The sequence below is a fragment of the Sphingobacterium sp. UBA7038 genome, assembly GCF_002494055.1.
Taxonomy (GTDB): domain Bacteria; phylum Bacteroidota; class Bacteroidia; order Sphingobacteriales; family Sphingobacteriaceae; genus Sphingobacterium; species Sphingobacterium multivorum.
Window position 1 is genome coordinate 19,669 of the sequence record NZ_DLAV01000013.1, and the last position, 18,424, is coordinate 38,092.

General features: G+C 40.7%; 13 protein-coding genes and 1 pseudogene. 10 read left to right on the forward strand and 4 right to left on the reverse strand.

What is annotated here, in order from left to right; all coding sequences use genetic code 11:
- Positions 1–115: 115 nt before the first annotated feature.
- From B3H30_RS07170 to B3H30_RS07180, 3 genes are all read left to right on the forward strand, one after another.
- Positions 116–1,657, forward strand: coding sequence for a helicase HerA-like domain-containing protein (locus B3H30_RS07170; RefSeq protein WP_046673654.1), 1,542 nt, complete (start codon positions 116–118; stop codon positions 1,655–1,657).
- A gap of 133 nt (positions 1,658–1,790) precedes the next feature.
- Positions 1,791–2,702 carry a sugar phosphate nucleotidyltransferase gene (locus tag B3H30_RS07175; RefSeq protein WP_046673742.1) on the forward strand — a complete coding sequence of 304 codons (912 nt, stop codon included), beginning with the start codon at positions 1,791–1,793 and terminating at the stop codon, positions 2,700–2,702.
- Between the two features lie 99 nt (positions 2,703–2,801).
- Positions 2,802–3,485, forward strand: coding sequence for a TIGR02117 family protein (locus B3H30_RS07180; RefSeq protein ID WP_070570357.1), 684 nt, complete (start codon positions 2,802–2,804; stop codon positions 3,483–3,485).
- A gap of 109 nt (positions 3,486–3,594) precedes the next feature.
- Here the strand turns inward: B3H30_RS07180 and dnaK are convergent, their stop codons facing one another.
- The 3 genes from dnaK to B3H30_RS07195 all read right to left on the reverse strand — a co-directional run bounded on the left by dnaK (position 3,595) and on the right by B3H30_RS07195 (position 9,196).
- Positions 3,595–5,499, reverse strand: coding sequence for a molecular chaperone DnaK (dnaK, locus tag B3H30_RS07185; RefSeq protein WP_046673656.1), 1,905 nt, complete (start codon positions 5,497–5,499; stop codon positions 3,595–3,597).
- A 132-nt stretch (positions 5,500–5,631) separates the two neighbouring features.
- Positions 5,632–6,516 (reverse strand): GLPGLI family protein, encoded by an 885-nt coding sequence (locus B3H30_RS07190; protein ID WP_112375025.1) that lies wholly within the window; start codon positions 6,514–6,516, stop codon positions 5,632–5,634.
- The gene (locus B3H30_RS07195) at positions 6,509–9,196 is read right to left on the reverse strand and encodes a TonB-dependent receptor (protein WP_115046459.1); all 2,688 of its coding nucleotides are present in this window, start codon (positions 9,194–9,196) and stop codon (positions 6,509–6,511) included. Before B3H30_RS07195 ends, B3H30_RS07190 begins: the two co-directional genes overlap by 8 nt.
- Before the next feature lie 227 nt (positions 9,197–9,423).
- On the opposite strand from B3H30_RS07195, the gene B3H30_RS07200 reads away from it, so the two are divergent.
- From B3H30_RS07200 to B3H30_RS07215, 4 genes and pseudogenes are all read left to right on the forward strand, one after another.
- On the forward strand, positions 9,424–9,978 hold the full coding sequence (locus B3H30_RS07200) for a thioredoxin family protein (protein ID WP_070570305.1): 555 nt from the start codon (positions 9,424–9,426) through the stop codon (positions 9,976–9,978).
- 500 nt (positions 9,979–10,478) lie between these two features.
- Positions 10,479–10,841 carry an MmcQ/YjbR family DNA-binding protein gene (locus B3H30_RS07205; RefSeq protein ID WP_046673659.1) on the forward strand — a complete coding sequence of 121 codons (363 nt, stop codon included), beginning with the start codon at positions 10,479–10,481 and terminating at the stop codon, positions 10,839–10,841.
- 145 nt (positions 10,842–10,986) lie between these two features.
- On the forward strand, positions 10,987–12,183 hold the full coding sequence (locus tag B3H30_RS07210; protein ID WP_236586155.1) for a PCMD domain-containing protein: 1,197 nt from the start codon (positions 10,987–10,989) through the stop codon (positions 12,181–12,183).
- A 35-nt stretch (positions 12,184–12,218) separates the two neighbouring features.
- A pseudogene (locus B3H30_RS07215) lies at positions 12,219–12,944 on the forward strand (porin family protein).
- A gap of 88 nt (positions 12,945–13,032) precedes the next feature.
- Here B3H30_RS07215 and B3H30_RS07220 read toward each other — a convergent pair.
- On the reverse strand, positions 13,033–13,995 hold the full coding sequence (locus B3H30_RS07220) for an isopenicillin N synthase family dioxygenase (RefSeq protein ID WP_070570303.1): 963 nt from the start codon (positions 13,993–13,995) through the stop codon (positions 13,033–13,035).
- Positions 13,996–14,270: 275 nt separating this feature from the next.
- Between B3H30_RS07220 and B3H30_RS07225 the strand changes: the two genes are divergently transcribed.
- From B3H30_RS07225 to B3H30_RS07235, 3 genes are read left to right on the forward strand one after another with little or no spacing between them, the layout of a single operon-like run.
- Complete coding sequence (locus tag B3H30_RS07225; protein ID WP_046673745.1) at positions 14,271–14,711, forward strand: MarR family winged helix-turn-helix transcriptional regulator; 441 nt, start codon at positions 14,271–14,273, stop codon at positions 14,709–14,711.
- A gap of 40 nt (positions 14,712–14,751) precedes the next feature.
- The gene (locus B3H30_RS07230; RefSeq protein WP_070570300.1) at positions 14,752–17,181 is read left to right on the forward strand and encodes a 3-hydroxyacyl-CoA dehydrogenase/enoyl-CoA hydratase family protein; all 2,430 of its coding nucleotides are present in this window, start codon (positions 14,752–14,754) and stop codon (positions 17,179–17,181) included.
- Between the two features lie 30 nt (positions 17,182–17,211).
- A complete protein-coding gene (locus tag B3H30_RS07235; protein WP_286833818.1) occupies positions 17,212–18,387 on the forward strand; it encodes an acetyl-CoA C-acyltransferase in 1,176 nt (391 codons plus the stop codon).
- Positions 18,388–18,424: the final 37 nt, after the last annotated feature.

The following is an 18,424-nucleotide window of genomic DNA, read 5'->3' on the forward strand; positions in this document are numbered from 1 at the left end:
TTAAATTCAAATTAATAGTGCACTAAAAATAAAATTTGGCACGAAATTGTGACGAAGAGATTATTTTTTGAAAAGTTTTCAATTTTTATTGATTTATAAATATTAAGCCTTTTGTATGGCAAATAAAGAACAATTTATAGAGAAGGTTCAAGCTTCCTATAATCCCAAAGGAGCGTTTATCTATCTGGGAGCGGGAATGCTTAATGGCGAAATTTTGGCAGAGGCAAAAGTGAATTTAGCCTTGAAAATGATGAACCGTCACGGACTTATTGCAGGGGCTACCGGAACCGGTAAAACACGTACGCTACAATTGATCGCTGAACAATTGTCGGATGCCTCTGTACCAGTATTTATGCTGGATGTTAAAGGTGACCTATCGGGCCTAGCAGTGCCAGGGGTGACCAACCAAGCCCTTATTGATCGGGGAAATGCCGTGGGGGTGCCGTTTGAGCCATCGTCGTTTCCGGTAGAACTGTATTCACTGTCCGGCAATAAGGGGATTCCGATGCGGATTACTGTAGAAGATTTTGGGCCCGTCTTGTTGGGCCGGATACTCGAACTTAATGAAACACAGACCGGCGTATTGGCTGCGATGTTCAAATATGCACAGGATCACCAAATGCCGTTGATTGATTTCTCAGATACGAAGAAACTGCTTACTTACCTTTCTGAAGGACCCGGCAGCGAAGAAATCAAAGGTGATTATGGTAAGATTAGTTCGGCAAGCTCGGGAACCATCCTGCGTAAGATCGTCGCATTGGAACAGCAGGGGCTAGCGCATATCTTTGGTGAGAAAGAATTTGATATTAACGATCTATTTCAGAAGGTAGATGGTAGGGGTGTGATTAGCCTATTGAATATTTCTGACGTGCAAGATCAGCCGGTTCTTTATTCTACATTCTTATTGAGCTTATTGGCACAGCTATTTAAAAATATGCCTGAGGTGGGTGACTTGGACAAACCCAAGTTGGTCTTCTTCTTTGATGAAGCCCACCTGCTGTTCAATGGGGCTCCTAAAGCCTTTTTGACTCAAGTGGATCAAATCATTCGCCTTATCCGTTCGAAGGGGATCGGCGTTTTCTTTTGTACACAGTCTCCAACCGATGTACCTGAATCTGTATTGGCCCAGCTGGGTAACCGTGTGCAACATGCATTGCGTGCCTTTACGCCCAACGATGCTGAAAATTTAAAGAAGACTGTAAAAACCTATCCAAAATCCGATTTTTATGAAATTGATCAGGTCCTGACTTCTTTGGGTACTGGACAGGCATTAATCACAGTATTGAATGATAAAGGTATTCCTACAGAGGTTGTCGCTACACATTTGGTGCCGGCGCGTGCAGTTATGGGACCTGCAGATGATGCAACGGTTAGCCAAATTATCAATCAGTCTGATTTGCGGGCAAAATATCAGGAGCGACAAGAAAATCGCTCTGCGGCTGAAATCATAGACGAAAGAATGCAGGCTGCAGCACAGGAAGAACAACGCGCGGCTCAGGAAAAAGAAGCGGAAAAAGCAAGTCGGCCAAGCTCCAGAAGACAGACACCTCTAGAAGCTGCCCAACGAACGGCAACAACGACCTTAGCAAGAGAGGGAGTTAAGTTTTTGGGCAAACTAGCGACGGGTTTATTAAACGCATTCTTAAAAAAGAAATAATACTAATTTTTGGATTCTTTTCGTTTCAATACTATACTTTTGAAGGCGGAGCCGAACTTAGCTAAATTTGCTTTTGAGGGCAATTTTAGCTAAGTTTGCGGACGAAAAGAAAATTCTATTAACGCAATTAAATATGAGTAAACCAACCCTTTTGATTTTGGCAGCAGGAATGGCTAGCCGGTATGGTTCTTTAAAACAAGTAGATGGTTTTGGCCCACACGGCGAGACAATTATTGACTATTCAATTTACGATGCTATTCGCGCAGGATTTGGAAAAGTTGTATTCATTATCCGGGAAGAATTTCTGGAAAAGATGAAAACAGTATTTGATGAAAAATTGAAAGGTAAAATAGAAGTAGATTACGCTTTTCAAGATTTTGACTTAACAAAATTCGGTGTTAATCACGTTATCGAAAGAACAAAACCTTGGGGTACTGCCCATGCGGTGATGAGTGCTAAAGATAAAGTGCATGAACCATTTTGTGTAATCAATGCAGACGATTTCTACGGATCGGATTCTTTTCAGAAAATGGCCGAGTTCTTAACAACCGAGGTTTCTGATCAACAAATGTCGTTGATGGGCTTCCAGGTTGGAAATACCATGTCCGATTATGGCTACGTTTCACGCGGAGTATGTGAGGTTACCCCTTCTGGACATATGGAAAGTGTAACTGAACGTACAAATATATACTACAAAGGCGAAGGCGACGATCGCAAAATCGTTTATGAGGAAAATGGGGTGGAGACAGATCTAGATCCTAAAACCCGTGTTTCGATGAACTTCTGGGGTTTTACACCAAAGATTTTCGAAGTAGCCCAGGCGATGTTTCCTGCATTTGTTGAGGAAAATAAGGAAAATTTAAAAGCAGAATTTTTCATTCCTTCTGTACCAGATTATATGGTGAAGCATAAATTGGCTGATTTTAAGGTAATCCCAACTTCTTCGAAATGGTTTGGCGTAACTTATAAGGAAGATAAACCTATCGTACAAGAATCAATTTCAAAATTGGTGGCTGATGGAGTATATCCAGAAAAGTTATTTTAAGAGCTAAAAGAAATAGCTTATCTTTCACCTGTATTGTCAAGCAATACAGGTTTTTTTTTGACCTGTGCGCTAGATTACTTGAGCGGAAATAAATCTTTGATGAAAAAAATTCTTAAAGTGTTTGGTTATCTTATTTTAGGATTGTTGTCTTTTTGTGTGCTCTATATTGTTGCTGAATACAGTTTGTCAAGAATTTCGGCTCCAAGGAAAAATATAGACGAAGAGAAGACGATTCAGGTTTTTGTTCAGTCCAATGGTGTTCATACCGATATCGTATTGCCTGTCGTTAACGAAGAGATGGATTGGTCGCAACTATTTCCTTATGGGAATACGGTGGGGAAACATAGCGGATATCGGTATGTCGGTATCGGTTGGGGGGATAAAGGATTCTATTTGGATACACCAGAATGGAAGGATCTTAAAGCATCGACAGCCTTTGTGGCTGCCTTTGGATTAGGGGAGTCTGCCATTCATGTGACCTACTACAATTCGGTTCAGCAAGATGAATTATGTTTTGCTTATCAGATCAGTAAATCCCAATACCGTGATCTGATAAAATATATAGAAGATTCGTTGGATCGAAATCAAGCGGAAGCTATTTTGGTGAAAACAGATGCGCAGTATGGCGACTCAGACGCCTTTTACGAAGCAAAAGGAGCCTATAGCATGTTTTATTCGTGCAATACCTGGACCAATAATGCCTTAAAGAGAGCGGCGATGCCAGCAGGTATTTGGGCTACTTTGGACAAAGGAATCTTAAGTCACTATAAGGATAAGAAGTAGCTGGAAATGCATAAGTGTATTGCGGTGAAGGTTAAACGAGATAGTGAAAGTAATAGACATAAAAAAGCTCCGGGAATAATCCTGGAGCTTTTTTTATGAGGAGGAGTGATTATTTCACTTCTTCGTAATCTACGTCAGTTACATCATCACCACCTTGGTTTCCACCTTGAGCTTGACCTGCATCACCTTGAGGTTGTTGTGCACCACCTTGAGAAGCAGCGTACATTTCTTCAGAAGCAGCATTCCAAGCATTTTGCAATTCTTCAGAAGCAGCATCGATATCAGCAAAGTTTTTCGCTTCGTAAGCAGCTTTTAATTTTGTTAAGCCAGCTTCAATTGGCGCTTTTTTATCTGCTGAAATTTTATCGCCATATTCTTTCAATTGTTTTTCAGTTGAGAAGATTAAAGCGTCAGCTGCATTTACTTTGTCAGCTTCTTCTTTTATTTTTTTGTCAGCATCAGCATTTGCTTCAGCTTCTTCTTTCATGCGTTTGATTTCGTCGTCAGACAAACCTGAAGATGCTTCGATACGGATGTTTTGTTCTTTTCCAGTCGCTTTATCTTTCGCAGATACTTTGATGATACCATTGGCATCAATATCAAAAGTAACTTCGATTTGAGGAACGCCACGAGGTGCTGGTGGAATATCGTTCAAATGGAAACGGCCGATTGTACGGTTTTGGTTTGCCATAGGACGTTCACCTTGTAAGATGTGAATTTCTACAGATGGCTGATTGTCTGAAGCAGTAGAGAACGTTTCCGATTTTTTAGTTGGAATTGTTGTATTTGCTTCGATCAACTTAGTCATCACACCACCCATTGTTTCAATACCCAATGAAAGTGGAGTAACATCCAATAATAAAACGTCTTTTACTTCACCTGTCAATACACCACCTTGGATAGCAGCACCTAAAGCGACAACTTCATCCGGGTTTACACCTTTAGAAGGCTCTTTTCCGAAGAATGCTTTTACAGCATCAACGATTGCAGGGATACGCGTAGAACCACCTACTAAGATAATTTCGTCAATATCAGATTTGCTAAAACCAGCATTTTTCAATGCAGACTCACAAGGAGCAATTGTTCTCTTGATCAAGTCAGCTGCCAAAGCCTCAAATTTAGCACGTGATAATGAACGAACTAAGTGTTTTGGACCAGTTGCATCTGCAGTGATATACGGCAAGTTGATTTCTGTAGAAGTTGCGCTTGATAATTCGATTTTCGCTTTCTCAGCAGCTTCTTTCAGACGTTGCAATGCCATTGGATCTTTTTTCAAGTCAAAGCCATTGTTTTCACTTTTGAATTCTTCATTCAACCAGTTGATGATTACGTTATCAAAGTCATCACCACCTAAGTGTGTGTCACCGTCAGTAGATTTAACTTCAAATACACCGTCACCTAATTCCAATACCGAAACGTCATGTGTACCACCACCACAGTCAAACACAACAATTTTCATGTCTTTGTGTGCTTTGTCCAAACCGTAAGCTAAAGCTGCTGCTGTAGGTTCGTTAATGATACGTTTTACAGATAAACCAGCGATTTCACCAGCTTCTTTTGTTGCTTGACGTTGTGCGTCGTTGAAATATGCAGGAACTGTAATAACAGCTTCAGTTACTTCTTGACCTAAGAAATCCTCAGCGGTTTTCTTCATTTTTTGAAGAATCATAGCAGAGATCTCTTGTGGTGTATATTTGCGGTCGTCAATTTCTACACGCGGTGTATTGTTGTCACCTTTAACGATTTTATAAGGTACGTGTTCAGCTTCTTTTACAGCTTCATCGTATGAAAGTCCCATAAAACGTTTGATGGAATAAATAGTTTTATGTGGGTTAGTAATTGCTTGACGCTTTGCTGGGTCCCCAACTTTGCGCTCGCCACCTTCTACGAAAGCTACGATCGAAGGAGTTGTACGTTTACCTTCGTTGTTCGTAATTACTACAGGCTCGTTACCTTCCATTACGGCAACACATGAGTTTGTAGTACCTAAGTCAATTCCTATAATTTTAGACATATCTTGTGTTTTAATTTTTTACTTAAATAAATTCTATCAGTCTATTATCAACCCTTATGCCAATCCAAAAGTTTTGTAAAAAAAAAACTATTTGTCATCAATTTGTCCTTAGGTACTGCCAAACTGACATTTTCAATACACCAGTTGCTCTAATATCCTTTTTTTAGCTGACTCGTTTTGGCGATTGCGTGGCATATATCTGCCAAAGATTTCCGAAAATTCAGCAAGTTTCATTTTTTTTGATTTTTTATCCCGCCAATCAGAAGGAACAAGTTTATTGGTATAGGCGATATTTGTAGCCCAATATTGAATATGCATTTCAGGGATGACAAGACCCAATATCATGCCCGGGAGACCATGGCTTAATGCTGGTCCTGCCGATATTGGAATCTCTTCCGAATAGTAAGCGATCAGATAGAGTGAGTCTTTGGTAGCACCATTGACTCTGCGGCAGTTTACTCCGGCGATATTTCGGAATTCCTCCGTGAAACGCCAAGTAATGCTGTCCAAAGTTTCCGAAAGAATGTATTTTTCGTCGATGTCAAGCTGAATGTCTGCTGTGCCGGTTTTCAGATCCTGGTAGAGGACTTTGCCGTTCTTGTTGGCGCCACCCCTAAATTGCCCTCTTTGGTTTCCTCCGATTCGGACCGCACCCTGAGATCTGCCCCCTCTGCCTGTGCCCGAAGTTATCGTAGGTGCGGCCATTTTGACTTCACCACGTTGTTTTTCGTTAGCTACGCTTTCCTCAGGCATCAACACGGTAGAATTCTCATCAAAGTAGAAGTTTAATTTTTCCGTATGTGAATCCGGCATCTTGTCGAGATATTCCATCATGCCCATCCCTCTGTCCATTCCTTTCGAGCTCATGTCGTTGGATAGCTGCCGCATGCGTGCTTTTGTGTACGTGACTTTGTCAAAACTGATCGTACCCCTACTTCCAAAATAGGCATATTGTGCCTGAAGCGATAAACCACACAGGCAGCAGATGATAACGGTCAAATATATTTTTTTAATCATTTCCTTTCCCTAGATATTTGTTGAAATCCCATTTTACACCGACCAAAAAATATTGTGTCAATACCTGTTGAACGGACTCTGAATAGTTGGTGTCACTCGCGTTACGACGTGTGTTGTTAAATGTATTGAACAGGTCAAAGGCCTTTAAGCTGAGTGTCATACTTTCATCTTTCAGTACTTTTTTCTCTAATTCAATATTGGTATAAAATTGATTGATTGATTTTTTATAAAGTTTCGTAGGTCCTGTATAGCTATAGTAAATGTTTGCCATGACATTAAACTTCTTCGGTAGAAAGTATTTGATGTACGCCGAAGTCCCACCTTGAAAACTTGTTGCGTTGTATTGGGTGTTGATCGAGTTTTGCTGTACATTAAAACCAGCATTCGCCGAAAGATCAAAGTCGAATCCTTCTGAGTCCTGCTCATTTAAGCTTGAACCTAAACTAAAGTTGGTATTCTTTGCATTATTCAGTAGAAACTCGCCGCCGGACTGTCCGCCTTCAAATTTGGTATAGCTGTAGCTGTTGTTAAACCTGACGTTTGCACTCTTGTTAAAATTGATGCGACGATTGGCCAATGGCTGCATATGATTGATGTTCAAGCCGCCATTCCAGTTGGATTTACCCGATAGGTTTTCATAAGAACTGATTTGAGCCGAGTTGTCTAGTATGGTTGTTTTGTTGACAATAGGATTATTAACAAATGACAAGTTCCCGTTGATATTGATATTCGTTCCTTTCAATAAACTGAACGCGTTATAATTGGCCGAAATGTTATTGTTCACCGCGCGTTTTAGGTCGGGATTACCGACTTGTTGAAACAACGGATTGGTCTGAGGTTGCAGTGGTTGTAACTGATCAAACGATGGGATGATATTGGAACTTTGATAAGCTAAACGTATATTTTTGCTATTTGAAAGGCGATAATTGGCATCAACATTTAAATTGTTATCCCAGAAATTCCGGGCAAGATCAATTGATCTATAACTATCATTTAACTGTTGATTCTTGTAGAACGTACGGTTGGAAAAATTGATCTCCAACTTTTCTTTGCGATAGGAAAAGTGCACGTTCACACCTTGATTGGTATTATTGTCGATCTGGTTTTGAGAATATAGTGAATCAAACTTTTGGGTAATATTGTTTATTGAATTTTGGGTATTTGTACTCTTCGAATGATTGAAGCTGTAGCCTAAAGCCAGATTGATATAGTCACTGATACGGTTGTTGAAATTGATCGAAGAGTTGAAGTCATTGCCTTTATTCCGGCCATGTCGCGTTTGGTTGATAATTGTACTATCCCCGGTTTTGTAAAAATAAGTCCGTGAATTGACTTTACTCTCTGAATCTGACTCTTTGTGATTATTGCCGACCATCACATTTAAAGAACGCCCCGCTTTTAATCGTTTTCTATAATTTAGGCGAAAATTATTGTTGGAACTTGAGGAGTTCGATTGATTGTTCTCCCTAAAGTCACTGATTGGGTTGCCCGATCCATCGCCCGTTTTGCTGTCTGTGTAAGTTAGATTAGCGTTGGTAGCCCAATTGGCATTGGATTGGAGTTCCATATTTTGCGTGGAATCCAGTCGCATGTTAAGGTTTGACCTGAAACCATTACTTCGGCTATGTCTCTCGCTATCGTTTTTACTGTTTTTTTCCTGAATGGATTGATCAGGCAGCACATTTTTATTGTAAGTCTCCGAGTGGTTCTTGTTGCTGTTGTTGTCGTAACCATAGTTGGCGTTTACTTTTAAGGCCTTTTTGAAGAACTGATTTTCATAGTTTGCTCCAAGATTTGTATTCAGTGGTTCGCCCGTAATCTGGTTGTTCATCCGTAAAGAACCTTCACGACCACTTGAACTGCCCATGTTGTTGTGACTCGCGGTGATGCCAATCCGCTCAGTCTTATTAAATTTCGCCGCAAAGAGATTTCCCGCATACAATTCTTTTGATCCAGCCAATGCTTCCATGTTTCCAAAGACACCCTTTCTTGCTTTCTCTTTGAGTACAACGTTAACAGTTTGGATCCTTACTCCGTCATCGATGCCCGACAGCTCCGCCTCCTCCGATTTTTTCTCATAGAGCTGCACCTTGTCAACGGCATCTGCCCGTACATTGCGAATGGCTATTTTAGGATCATAACCAAAAAATTCTTCCCCATCGATAAACACTTTCTGTACAGATTTTCCTTGAGCCGTGATACTTCCATCTCCGGTAACCGTAAAACCGGGTAGACGACGTAGTAAATCCTCTAGCTTCGCATTTTTTTCTGTTGCAAAACTCGCCGCATCATATTCGATGGTGTCGCCTTTCAGTGTAATTGGAAGACGTCGGGTGACAATCACCTCCTGCAAAACATTTCTTTGGGAATTTATTTTGATATCATGCAAATCGAGATCTTTGTTTGCAATTTGGATCGTATCACTATATAGTTCAAATTTAGGGTAAGTGGCCAAAATAATGTAGCTCCCGGGTTTGATATTTTTAACCTGGAATTTTCCCTCTTCATTGGCTCGGTTAAAATAACGGAGGACTGAATCGCGGTTCAGTAAAATAATGGAAGCATTGGTCAGGGGCTTGTCATCCGCCTTATCTAGAATCCTCCCCTTGATGTTTATTTGGGAGTAAGCACTGTTGACGACGATAAATAGTAAAAGTATTAATTGAACTAATCTTTTCATGTACGGGTTGTATCTTTCAAAGATAATTTACTTAATCGTTAATAAATGTAAAACATCTCTTCTGAATGTAAAATCTTTGGTATATAAGGCAGAGGAAATCACATTTTTTCTTGCTCTACATGTCCTTTTTGAGCATCCTATTTTTTATTGCATTCAATACAGATTGTTGGCGGAAGGTTGTTTGAGAAAGTTGGAAGTAAAATTTACCTTTGCACAAAATTGGTATTATGACGTTTGAAAATTACTTACAACAATTCGAAGATATCTTAAATCATCCTGAGAATCACCCTACCTATCAAGATGATGAATATTATCAGTACACAAAAATGAACTGGACAAGAATGGGCCGTTGGTTAAAACGCTTCGAACCAACGTCGACTTTTGAACAATTTGTTGAGTCAATTACTGAAAAGCAACAATGGATCATTATTACTGAACCTTGGTGCGGGGATGCGGCGCATTCGGTACCTATGTTGGCGAAGATGGCCTCAAAAAATCCCAATATCACGGTGGATATCCAACTGCGTGATAGTGCTCCGTTTCTGATCGATTCTTATCTAACAAACGGAGGCAAATCTATTCCAATTCTGGTGATACGCAACGAACAGGGGCAAGATTTGGCTGTCTGGGGCCCAAGACCTCAAGCCTGCCAGGAGCTGTTTTTGCATATGAAAGCGCAAGGGGCAGATTTCTCCGAAATCAAAGAGGAGATTCAAAAGTGGTACAATGCCGATAAAGGAACCGAAATCCAAAAGGAAATCCAGGCACTGTTCGAAAAATAAGAAAATTCCATCCTTATAATAAACTGGCAATTTTTAAGTTTAACCGGATCATCATCTCAGGAATAGACCTGGTCTTTCCTGAGCATGGTTTGAAAAACTGCTGTTAAACCCGGAGCTATGTAAACCTATCTCAATATAAGACAAGTATACGATATTCGGAGATTAGTCGGAGCTTGTTCGGTGCTTCCTCGGTACTTGTTCGTTACTTCTTCGGTTGCAAGCGAAGAAGTAACGCTGAAGCTACGTTTCATGTCCGTAGCTAATCCCTGTAAAGGCTGAAGTTATCTGACTCTTGCTATTGTCTAGTTCCAGCTTATTTTGGACCTATTTTCGGCGTAACGTAATTTCTTTAGGGCAAATAGACCTAATGTCGCCTTTGCGAAAGATCAAAAGATTTTAAGTAAAACGATCCAGTGTTTTTGTTAGCTTTATATGAATTATGGACCATTTTTATGGTGGCTTTTTCAGTTTGCTTGAGCGACAACTAAAACTAAAAAAATATGAATATTGAGGATCTAAGAGATTATTGTTTATCGATTGGGCCGGTGATGGAGGAGACTCCCTTTGGGCCAGATACATTGGTATTTAAGGTAGGCGGTAAGATTTTTTTGTTGGTAGGCCTGGATCAGGTTGATGGATTACGATTTAATGTTAAGTGTAACCCCGAAAGGGCCATTGAATTGCGGGAACGTTATGAGCATACCGTACTGCCGGGCTATCACATGAATAAAAAGCACTGGAATACCGTGGTTGCCAATCAAGAGATTGATGATAGAAAGCTGGAGGAATTGATTTTACACAGCTATCAGCTTATTGTTGAAAGTCTGCCCAGTAAAATCAGATCGGAAGTCAAAGGGCTATAACCGGACTTTGCGTGTAAAGAATTAGTTGTCTATTCAGAAAAAGTCGTTTAAATGACTTTTTTTTGAGGCTAGGATTGGTAGCTTTGCTAAAATCAGTGCATTGCTCAAAGCATTGGTCGATAAATTTACACTAAATATTATTTTTATGAAACGAACACGAAGTTACTCGTGGATAATCTGTTTTATGCTTCTTTTCAGTTTGGGAAGTTGTATAAAGGAAGAAGCGCTCAATATGGAAGCGGATATTATCGCTCTTCATGCCGATGAAGATATCTTTTTGCTGAACCCGGTCATCTCAAATACGCAAGTTACACTTTACCTTCAGCCCAATATTCATGATCTTACCAAATTGAATATGACTTTTGACCTGACTCCTGGTGCCTCCATTGAGCTTTTGAAGGATTCTTTGAAAATGCCTGCCGGAACTCAGGATATGAATAAAGTAATTATTGATGAATTCCTAAAAAACGGCGTATATTATAAAGTTACGTCCGAAGATCATCAGTTTACAAAAAACTACCTGATTAAAATTGTGAAAACAGATGGTGGATTTGTTCCAACAGCATATGGTTTTGAAGATACGGCGATTGATAAGGATGATAAATACACCATATTTTATAATAAAATTGATGGCCAGGATTTCTATAATTGGGCTTCCGGAAATCCAAGTTTCTCCTTGACATTGAGCTTAGGAGGAGGTACCAAGGATCCCGAATCATACCCCACTAAAACGAGTTCGGATGCACATTCAGGATCGAAAGCGGCTTTATTGGAAACGAAGTTGACCGGTGCTTTTGGGGCGATGTTCAAGAAACCTATTGCTGCCGGAAATCTTTTTATAGGAGCGTTTGATACAGGACCTGTATTGACAGACTCGTTATCGGCAACGCAGTTTGGCCTTCCTTTCAATCAGATACCGCTGGCCTTGGAAGGTTACTATAAGTATAGTCCTGGCGCAACGGTGACGGATGAAAACATGAAACCTGTTAATACCAAGGATTCCTGTGATATCTATGCTGTTTTCTATAATCGCAAGCAGCTTATGGACTCGCAATCTGATCCCAACAAGAAAGTTTCCTATTTGACGGGACATAATATTTTAAAAGATCCAAGTATTGTGGCTATTGCCAGGTTGGAAAATGGGGGCGCAACCAAGGCTGGTGATTTTGTCAAGTTTACATTGCCATTTAAGTACACGGCGAAAGTAAACGAAGCTGATGTTGCCAATTTGGATTATAGCATTGCGATTGTAATGTCTTCGAGTAAATATGGTGATAATTTTATAGGTGCTGTCGGTAGTAAGTTGACGGTGGATGATCTCAAAATTGTAACGAAGAAGTAATGAAAATGATAAAATATACAATCGCACTGGCTGCGATGGTTTTGATAGGATCTATTGCCAATGCGCAGGAAAACACAGCGGATGAGGGTAAATTGGGTTTTGATGTGACGGTAGGCGGTAAGATCGGCGGCGCAGCCCCCCTATCATTGCCACGTGAAATTCGAAAGATTAAAAGCTATAATCCGAATGTTCCCTTTTTTGTCGGAGCAAGGGCAAACTATCATATTGATTCCCAATGGGGAGTATCTTTGGGAATCGTCTTCGAAGGAAAGGGAATGGATACATAGGCGAGTGTTAAAGGATACAAGACGACATTCAATGCGGTGAATGATGCAAAAGAGGAGCTGAGAGGTTATTATACGGGTGATATCACAACAAAAGTACATAACCTGTATCTGACTGTTCCGATCCAAGCTACCTATCAGCTTTCAAATCGTTGGAATGTACAGGCAGGTCCTTACATTTCTTTTGCGGTAAAAAAGGAATTCTATGGCGAGGCCTACAACGGCTATCTTAGGCATGAGGAGCCTACCGGAAATAAGATTGTTGTGGATAATGCTGATTATGATTTCTCGGAGAGTGTTAGAAGTATTGATGTTGGTATGAGTTTGGGCGCACATTATGCTATCGACAGAAGATTCTTTGCGTTGGCACAGTTGGATTATGGCTTCAATAATATTATGAAAACCGGATTTGAAAGTATTAGCTTCGGGTTACATAATATCTTTATGAATGTTGGTATAGGTTATAAATTGAAATAGCTTTAATATCCATAAAAAAGAAATGGCCGATCCTAGGATCGGCCATTTCTTTTTTATACTGTTATGCTCATTTAAATGATGCGGAGTTTTACATTTTTAATCCGATTTCTCTTAAGCGTTCATCCAGGTACTGACCAGCGGTATAATCTTCGTAGGCCTTCGGGTGTTCCGCATCGATGCAGGAATCCAATGAAGCCAAACTCATGGCGGATTTTGGATGTAAAAAGAAAGGAATAGAAAAACGGGAAGTACCCATCTTCTCACGTGGTGGGTTTACTACGCGATGCGTAGTAGATTTCAACTTATTGTTTGTTAACCGTTGCAACATATCACCTACATTGATGACGATATCTTCACCCTTGGCTTTGATAGGAAACCATTCCCCGTCTTTTGTCATCACTTCAAGACCATCCGCACTAGCTCCAATCAATAAGGTGATGAGGTTAATATCTTCGTGGGCGCCTGCGCGTACTGCGTCAGGGGCTAAGGCGTCAGGATCGTTTATTGGGAAGTAATGGATAGCACGTAGAATAGAATTACCGTTGATGACATATTGTTCAAAGTAATTTTCTTCCAGATCGAGGTAGGTCGCGATCGCTTTCAATAAGTCGCGGCCTGTATCTTCTAGTTTTTTATAAACCTCAGCGGTTACGCCATTAAAGCGAGGAATTTCAGCTACTTCAGGATTGTCCGGAAAATCAGCTTTGGAATATTCTTCACCAACAATCGTTTGACCGCGTTGCCAGAATTCTTTTAAGTCAGGTGTTTTCGCGTCTTTGGCTTTTTCTCTTCCTTTTGCGGTATAGCCACGTTGACCTGCAAGTTCTGGAAATTCATATTTTTCCTTGATCTCAGTAGGCAAAGCAAAAAATTCAGGAACCACCTGATATAATTCCTCAATCAGCTCTTTTGATAAGCCATGATTTGCAATCGTTACAAAGCCTGTTTCATTGAAAGCTTTGCCAATATCTTGGATAAATTGATTTCGTTGTTCTTGGGTTCCTTGTGTATAATGTAGCAAGTCCAAGCGAGGTATGTTTACTAAAGCCATACAGTGTTGATGTTTGTTCAGGACAAAGTTAACGGAATTAATTTTGATTATTAAACAGGGACTGTTAATAAAAGTTTTGTGTTTCTGTTTATTTTGCTGTATGTCAGTGTTTAAAAGTTTTCCACATTTCACAATTGACGACAAGTATCGTTAGGTATGTGTGCCGAATTATGCTGACGAACATATGACAAAATTTATAATTTCGAGCTTGTTATTCTAATTGCTAACTGGTATATTTGTTATGCAAGCATAATAAATAGCTTGTGGGTACGCTTATGAACCAAAATCAGACAATCGATTATTTTTTAAAAACAGGGTGGCAGACAATAGCCAATAAATATAATCAAATTGCTTCGCAGTACGGTTTTACCCAGGCTGCGGGATATATTTTGATTAACATCCATAAAGAGGGTACACCTGTTTCTCAGATTGCAAATTTGACAGGAGTTAAAACAACTAGTTTGTCTCGGGTGTTGAATAATTTGGAGTCATTGGGATTTATATACCGCGAAACGAGTGAGACCGACAAGAGGTCCGTAAAAGTGTATTTAACCGAATTGGGGCGAGAGAAAAGACGGATTGCTAAAGATGTTGTTCGTAATTTCAATCAATATTTAGCGGACAATTTTTCAGAAAATGAACGGGATCAATTGATTGCTTCTTTAGCGAAACTCAATGAGCTCGCAACAAGTTACAAAGAAGAAGTAATCATCTAGGAATTAAACCAAATGTACAGAAGTGCATGATAAATATGTTATGATGAACAGAAATATTAGAAAAGTGGCAGTTCTCGGATCGGGTGTTATGGGCTCGCGAATTGCTTGTCATTTTGCTAACATTGGTGTTGAAGTTTTGCTGTTGGATATTGTTCCGCGCGAACTGCTTCCGGCAGAACAAGCCAAAGGCTTAACTTTGGAGAGTAAGATCGTTCGGGACCGAATTGTCAACAGCTCCTTAGAAACGGCTTTAAAAACAAACCCTTCGCCAATTTATAGCAAGTCATTTGTAAGACGTATCAAAACAGGGAATTTTGACGATAATCTAAAAGACATTGCTTCTGTGGATTGGATTATCGAGGTTGTTGTTGAGCGGCTCGATGTTAAAAAATCTGTTTTTGAGCGTGTTGAGCAATTTCGAAAACCTGGGACATTGATTACTTCCAATACTTCTGGTATCCCTATTCATTTAATGACAGAAGGGCGAAGTGAAGATTTTAAAGATCATTTCTGCGGCACACACTTCTTCAATCCGCCGCGCTATCTCCCTTTATTGGAAGTTATTCCAACACCGCATACTAAGCCAGAGGTTGTTGACTTTATACTTCACTTTGGTGACAAAATGCTGGGTAAATCGGTTGTGTTATGTAAAGACACTCCGGCGTTTATTGGTAATCGTATCGGTGTTTATTCGATGTTGGCGGTTACTCATTTAGTGGAACCTCTTGGATTGACCGTTGAGGAGGTCGACAAATATACCGGTCCTGCAATGGGGCATCCCAAATCGGCGACTTTTCGTACAGCCGATGTGGTAGGACTTGATACTTTGGTGAATGTTGCCAATGGACTGGCGCAGAATGCCCCAGAAGATGAAGCCAAAGGCGTTTTCCAGCTTCCTGCATTCATCAGCAAGATGGTCGAGAATAAATGGTTGGGTGAGAAAACCAAGAAAGGGTTTTATGAAAAAGTAAAAGCTGCCGATGGTAATTCGGAGATTTTATCTTTAAATCTAAAAACACTGGAATTTGGTTCACAGCAAAAAGTGAAATCCACTACCTTGGAAGCTACCAAGCCTGTGGAGGATATCCGCAAGCGGATGAAAGTATATGAACAAGGGAGCGATAAAGCGGCGGAACTCTTCCGTGCCATGCATTATCCATTGTTTGAATATGTATCCCGCCGTGTTCCCGAAATTACAGATGACTTCTTCCGGATCGATGATGCCATGCGTGCTGGATTTGGTTGGGAGTTAGGACCATTTGAAGTATGGGATGCGCTAGGTGTTCGCGAGACTTTAGCTAAAATTAAGACCGAAGAAAAACGACTTCCGGGTCAGGACGGGGAGGTTGCTTCCTGGGTACACGAGATGTTGGAAGCCGGATGTGAATCATTCTATAAAATAGAAAATGGTGTACGTCACTATTATGATATTGCGACCAAATCGTATAAAGCTATTCCCGGTACCGAAGATCTGATCGTATTGGATCACATCCGGGAAAGTAAGACAATCTGGAAAAATACGGGTGTTTCTATTATTGATCTGGGCGATGGTATCATTAATTGTGAATTTCATACCAAGATGAATACCATTGGTGGGGATGTTATCCAGGGATTGAATAAAGCCATTGACCTTGCTGAAAAAGAGTATCGCGGTTTAGTGGTGTCCAATGATGGAAAAAACTTTTCTGCTGGAGCGAATATCGGAATGATTTTCATGATGGCCGTCGAACAGGATTTTGATGAATTGAATATGGCCGTTCGTGCATTTCAAAATACATCCATGCGCTTACGCTATTCGTCAATACCTGTAGTCGTTGCGCCATTTCAAATGACGCTTGGTGGGGGCTGTGAATTCTCCATGCATGCCGATTTTGTGCAGGCTCACGCCGAAACCTATATGGGCTTGGTTGAACTGGGGGTTGGTGTTATTCCTGGTGGTGGCGGAACTAAAGAATTTACGCTACGTGCCTCGGAGGAATTTAAAGATGATCAAATTGTCCAAAATACGTTAAAAGATAAATTCCTGACTATTGGTCAGGCAAAAGTTTCGACTTCTGCCTATGAAGCCTATGAGCTCGGCTATTTGCAGAAAGATAAATTTGCAATCACCATGAATCGTGCCCGTCTTCTGGCGGATGCCAAGGCAAAGGCATTAGAATTGGCAGATGAGGGTTATGTTCAGCCTGCTCCTCGCAATGATATCAAAGTTTTGGGAAATCAAGGATTAGGAATCGTTTATGTGGGCGCTTCATCAATGCGTGAAGGCAATTACATCTCTGATTATGATCGTAAGATCTCAGAGAAACTAGGCTGGGTAATGTGTGGTGGAAATTTATCGTCACCGACGGAAGTGTCTGAACAGTATTTACTGGATCTTGAACGTAAAACATTCCTTGAGCTTTGTGCTGAACGCAAAACGCTTGAAAGAATTCAATTTATGTTGACCAAGGGTAAGCCTTTACGGAACTAGAACTCACTACTCACGAAAAAATTAAAAATAATGGAAGCATATATAGTAGCAGGATTTCGTACAGCAGTAGGCAAAGCGCCCCGGGGAGTATTTCGCTTTATGCGGGCCGATGATTTAGCCACGGATGTTATTAAACATCTTGTATCCACTGTGCCGAATTTAAATAAAGAAGATATAGATGATGTCATTGTTGGGAATGCCATGCCGGAAGCGGAGCAGGGACTCAATATGGCCCGTTTCATTTCACTGATGGGATTGGACACGGATAAGGTCCCGGGTGTAACCGTTAACCGGTACTGCGCATCAGGCCTAGAAACCATTGCAACCGCGGTAGCAAAGATTAAGACTGGGATGGCAGATGTTATCATTGCCGGTGGTGTAGAGGTGATGTCCGGAATGCCTTTTGGAGGTTGGAAGATTGTGCCTAATCCTGTTGTGGCAAAAGAGCATCCTGACTGGTATTGGGGAATGGGATTGACTGCCGAAGCCGTAGCCAAAGATTACAATGTTTCACGCGAAGATCAGGATGCTTTTGCACTTAAATCAAATCAAAAGGCAGTTGCAGCTATTCAAAACGGTCATTTGAAAGATGGGATTGTGCCTATTACTGTAAAAGAAAATTACCTGAAAGACGGTAAGATTGTAACGCGCGAATATGTTGTTGATACAGATGAAGGTCCTCGGGCTGATACTTCCCTGGAGGCTTTAGGGAAACTAAAACCAGTCTTTGCAGCGAATGGTTCAGTAACGGCGGGGAATTCCTCACAAACTTCTGATGGAGCAGCATTTGTCTTGGTGATGTCTGAAGCAAAAGTGAAAGAACTTGGTGTTAAACCAATTGCAAAGCTTGTTAGTTTTGCTGTAGCAGGTGTTCCACCGCGCATTATGGGTATCGGACCTATCTATGCCATACCCAAGGCTTTGGCAAAAGCCGGTCTTAAAAAGGAAGATATTGACCTCTTTGAGCTGAATGAAGCTTTCGCCTCTCAATCGCTAGCCGTAATTCGTGAACTTGGATTAGACGAAGAGAAAGTGAATGTCAATGGCGGTGCCATCGCTTTAGGGCATCCACTTGGATGTACAGGAGCTAAATTGACGGTCCAAGTCTTAAACGAGTTGAAACGCAGAGGCAAAAAATATGGCATGGTGACGATGTGTGTCGGAACTGGTCAAGGAGCGGCTGGTATTTTTGAGTTATTGGACTAAAATTAGCCGCTAGGAATAGCAATATAGACGAAATATG

Coding starts and splice junctions, on each gene's coding strand:
- B3H30_RS07170 (WP_046673654.1), top strand. CDS start 116: ATGGCAAATAAAGAACAATTTATAGAGAAGGTTCAAGCTTCCTATAAT.
- B3H30_RS07175 (WP_046673742.1), top strand. CDS start 1,791: ATGAGTAAACCAACCCTTTTGATTTTGGCAGCAGGAATGGCTAGCCGG.
- B3H30_RS07180 (WP_070570357.1), top strand. CDS start 2,802: ATGAAAAAAATTCTTAAAGTGTTTGGTTATCTTATTTTAGGATTGTTG.
- dnaK (WP_046673656.1), bottom strand. CDS start 5,499: ATGTCTAAAATTATAGGAATTGACTTAGGTACTACAAACTCATGTGTT.
- B3H30_RS07190 (WP_112375025.1), bottom strand. CDS start 6,516: ATGATTAAAAAAATATATTTGACCGTTATCATCTGCTGCCTGTGTGGT.
- B3H30_RS07195 (WP_115046459.1), bottom strand. CDS start 9,196: ATGAAAAGATTAGTTCAATTAATACTTTTACTATTTATCGTCGTCAAC.
- B3H30_RS07200 (WP_070570305.1), top strand. CDS start 9,424: ATGACGTTTGAAAATTACTTACAACAATTCGAAGATATCTTAAATCAT.
- B3H30_RS07205 (WP_046673659.1), top strand. CDS start 10,479: ATGAATATTGAGGATCTAAGAGATTATTGTTTATCGATTGGGCCGGTG.
- B3H30_RS07210 (WP_236586155.1), top strand. CDS start 10,987: ATGAAACGAACACGAAGTTACTCGTGGATAATCTGTTTTATGCTTCTT.
- B3H30_RS07220 (WP_070570303.1), bottom strand. CDS start 13,995: ATGGCTTTAGTAAACATACCTCGCTTGGACTTGCTACATTATACACAA.
- B3H30_RS07225 (WP_046673745.1), top strand. CDS start 14,271: ATGAACCAAAATCAGACAATCGATTATTTTTTAAAAACAGGGTGGCAG.
- B3H30_RS07230 (WP_070570300.1), top strand. CDS start 14,752: ATGATGAACAGAAATATTAGAAAAGTGGCAGTTCTCGGATCGGGTGTT.
- B3H30_RS07235 (WP_286833818.1), top strand. CDS start 17,212: ATGGAAGCATATATAGTAGCAGGATTTCGTACAGCAGTAGGCAAAGCG.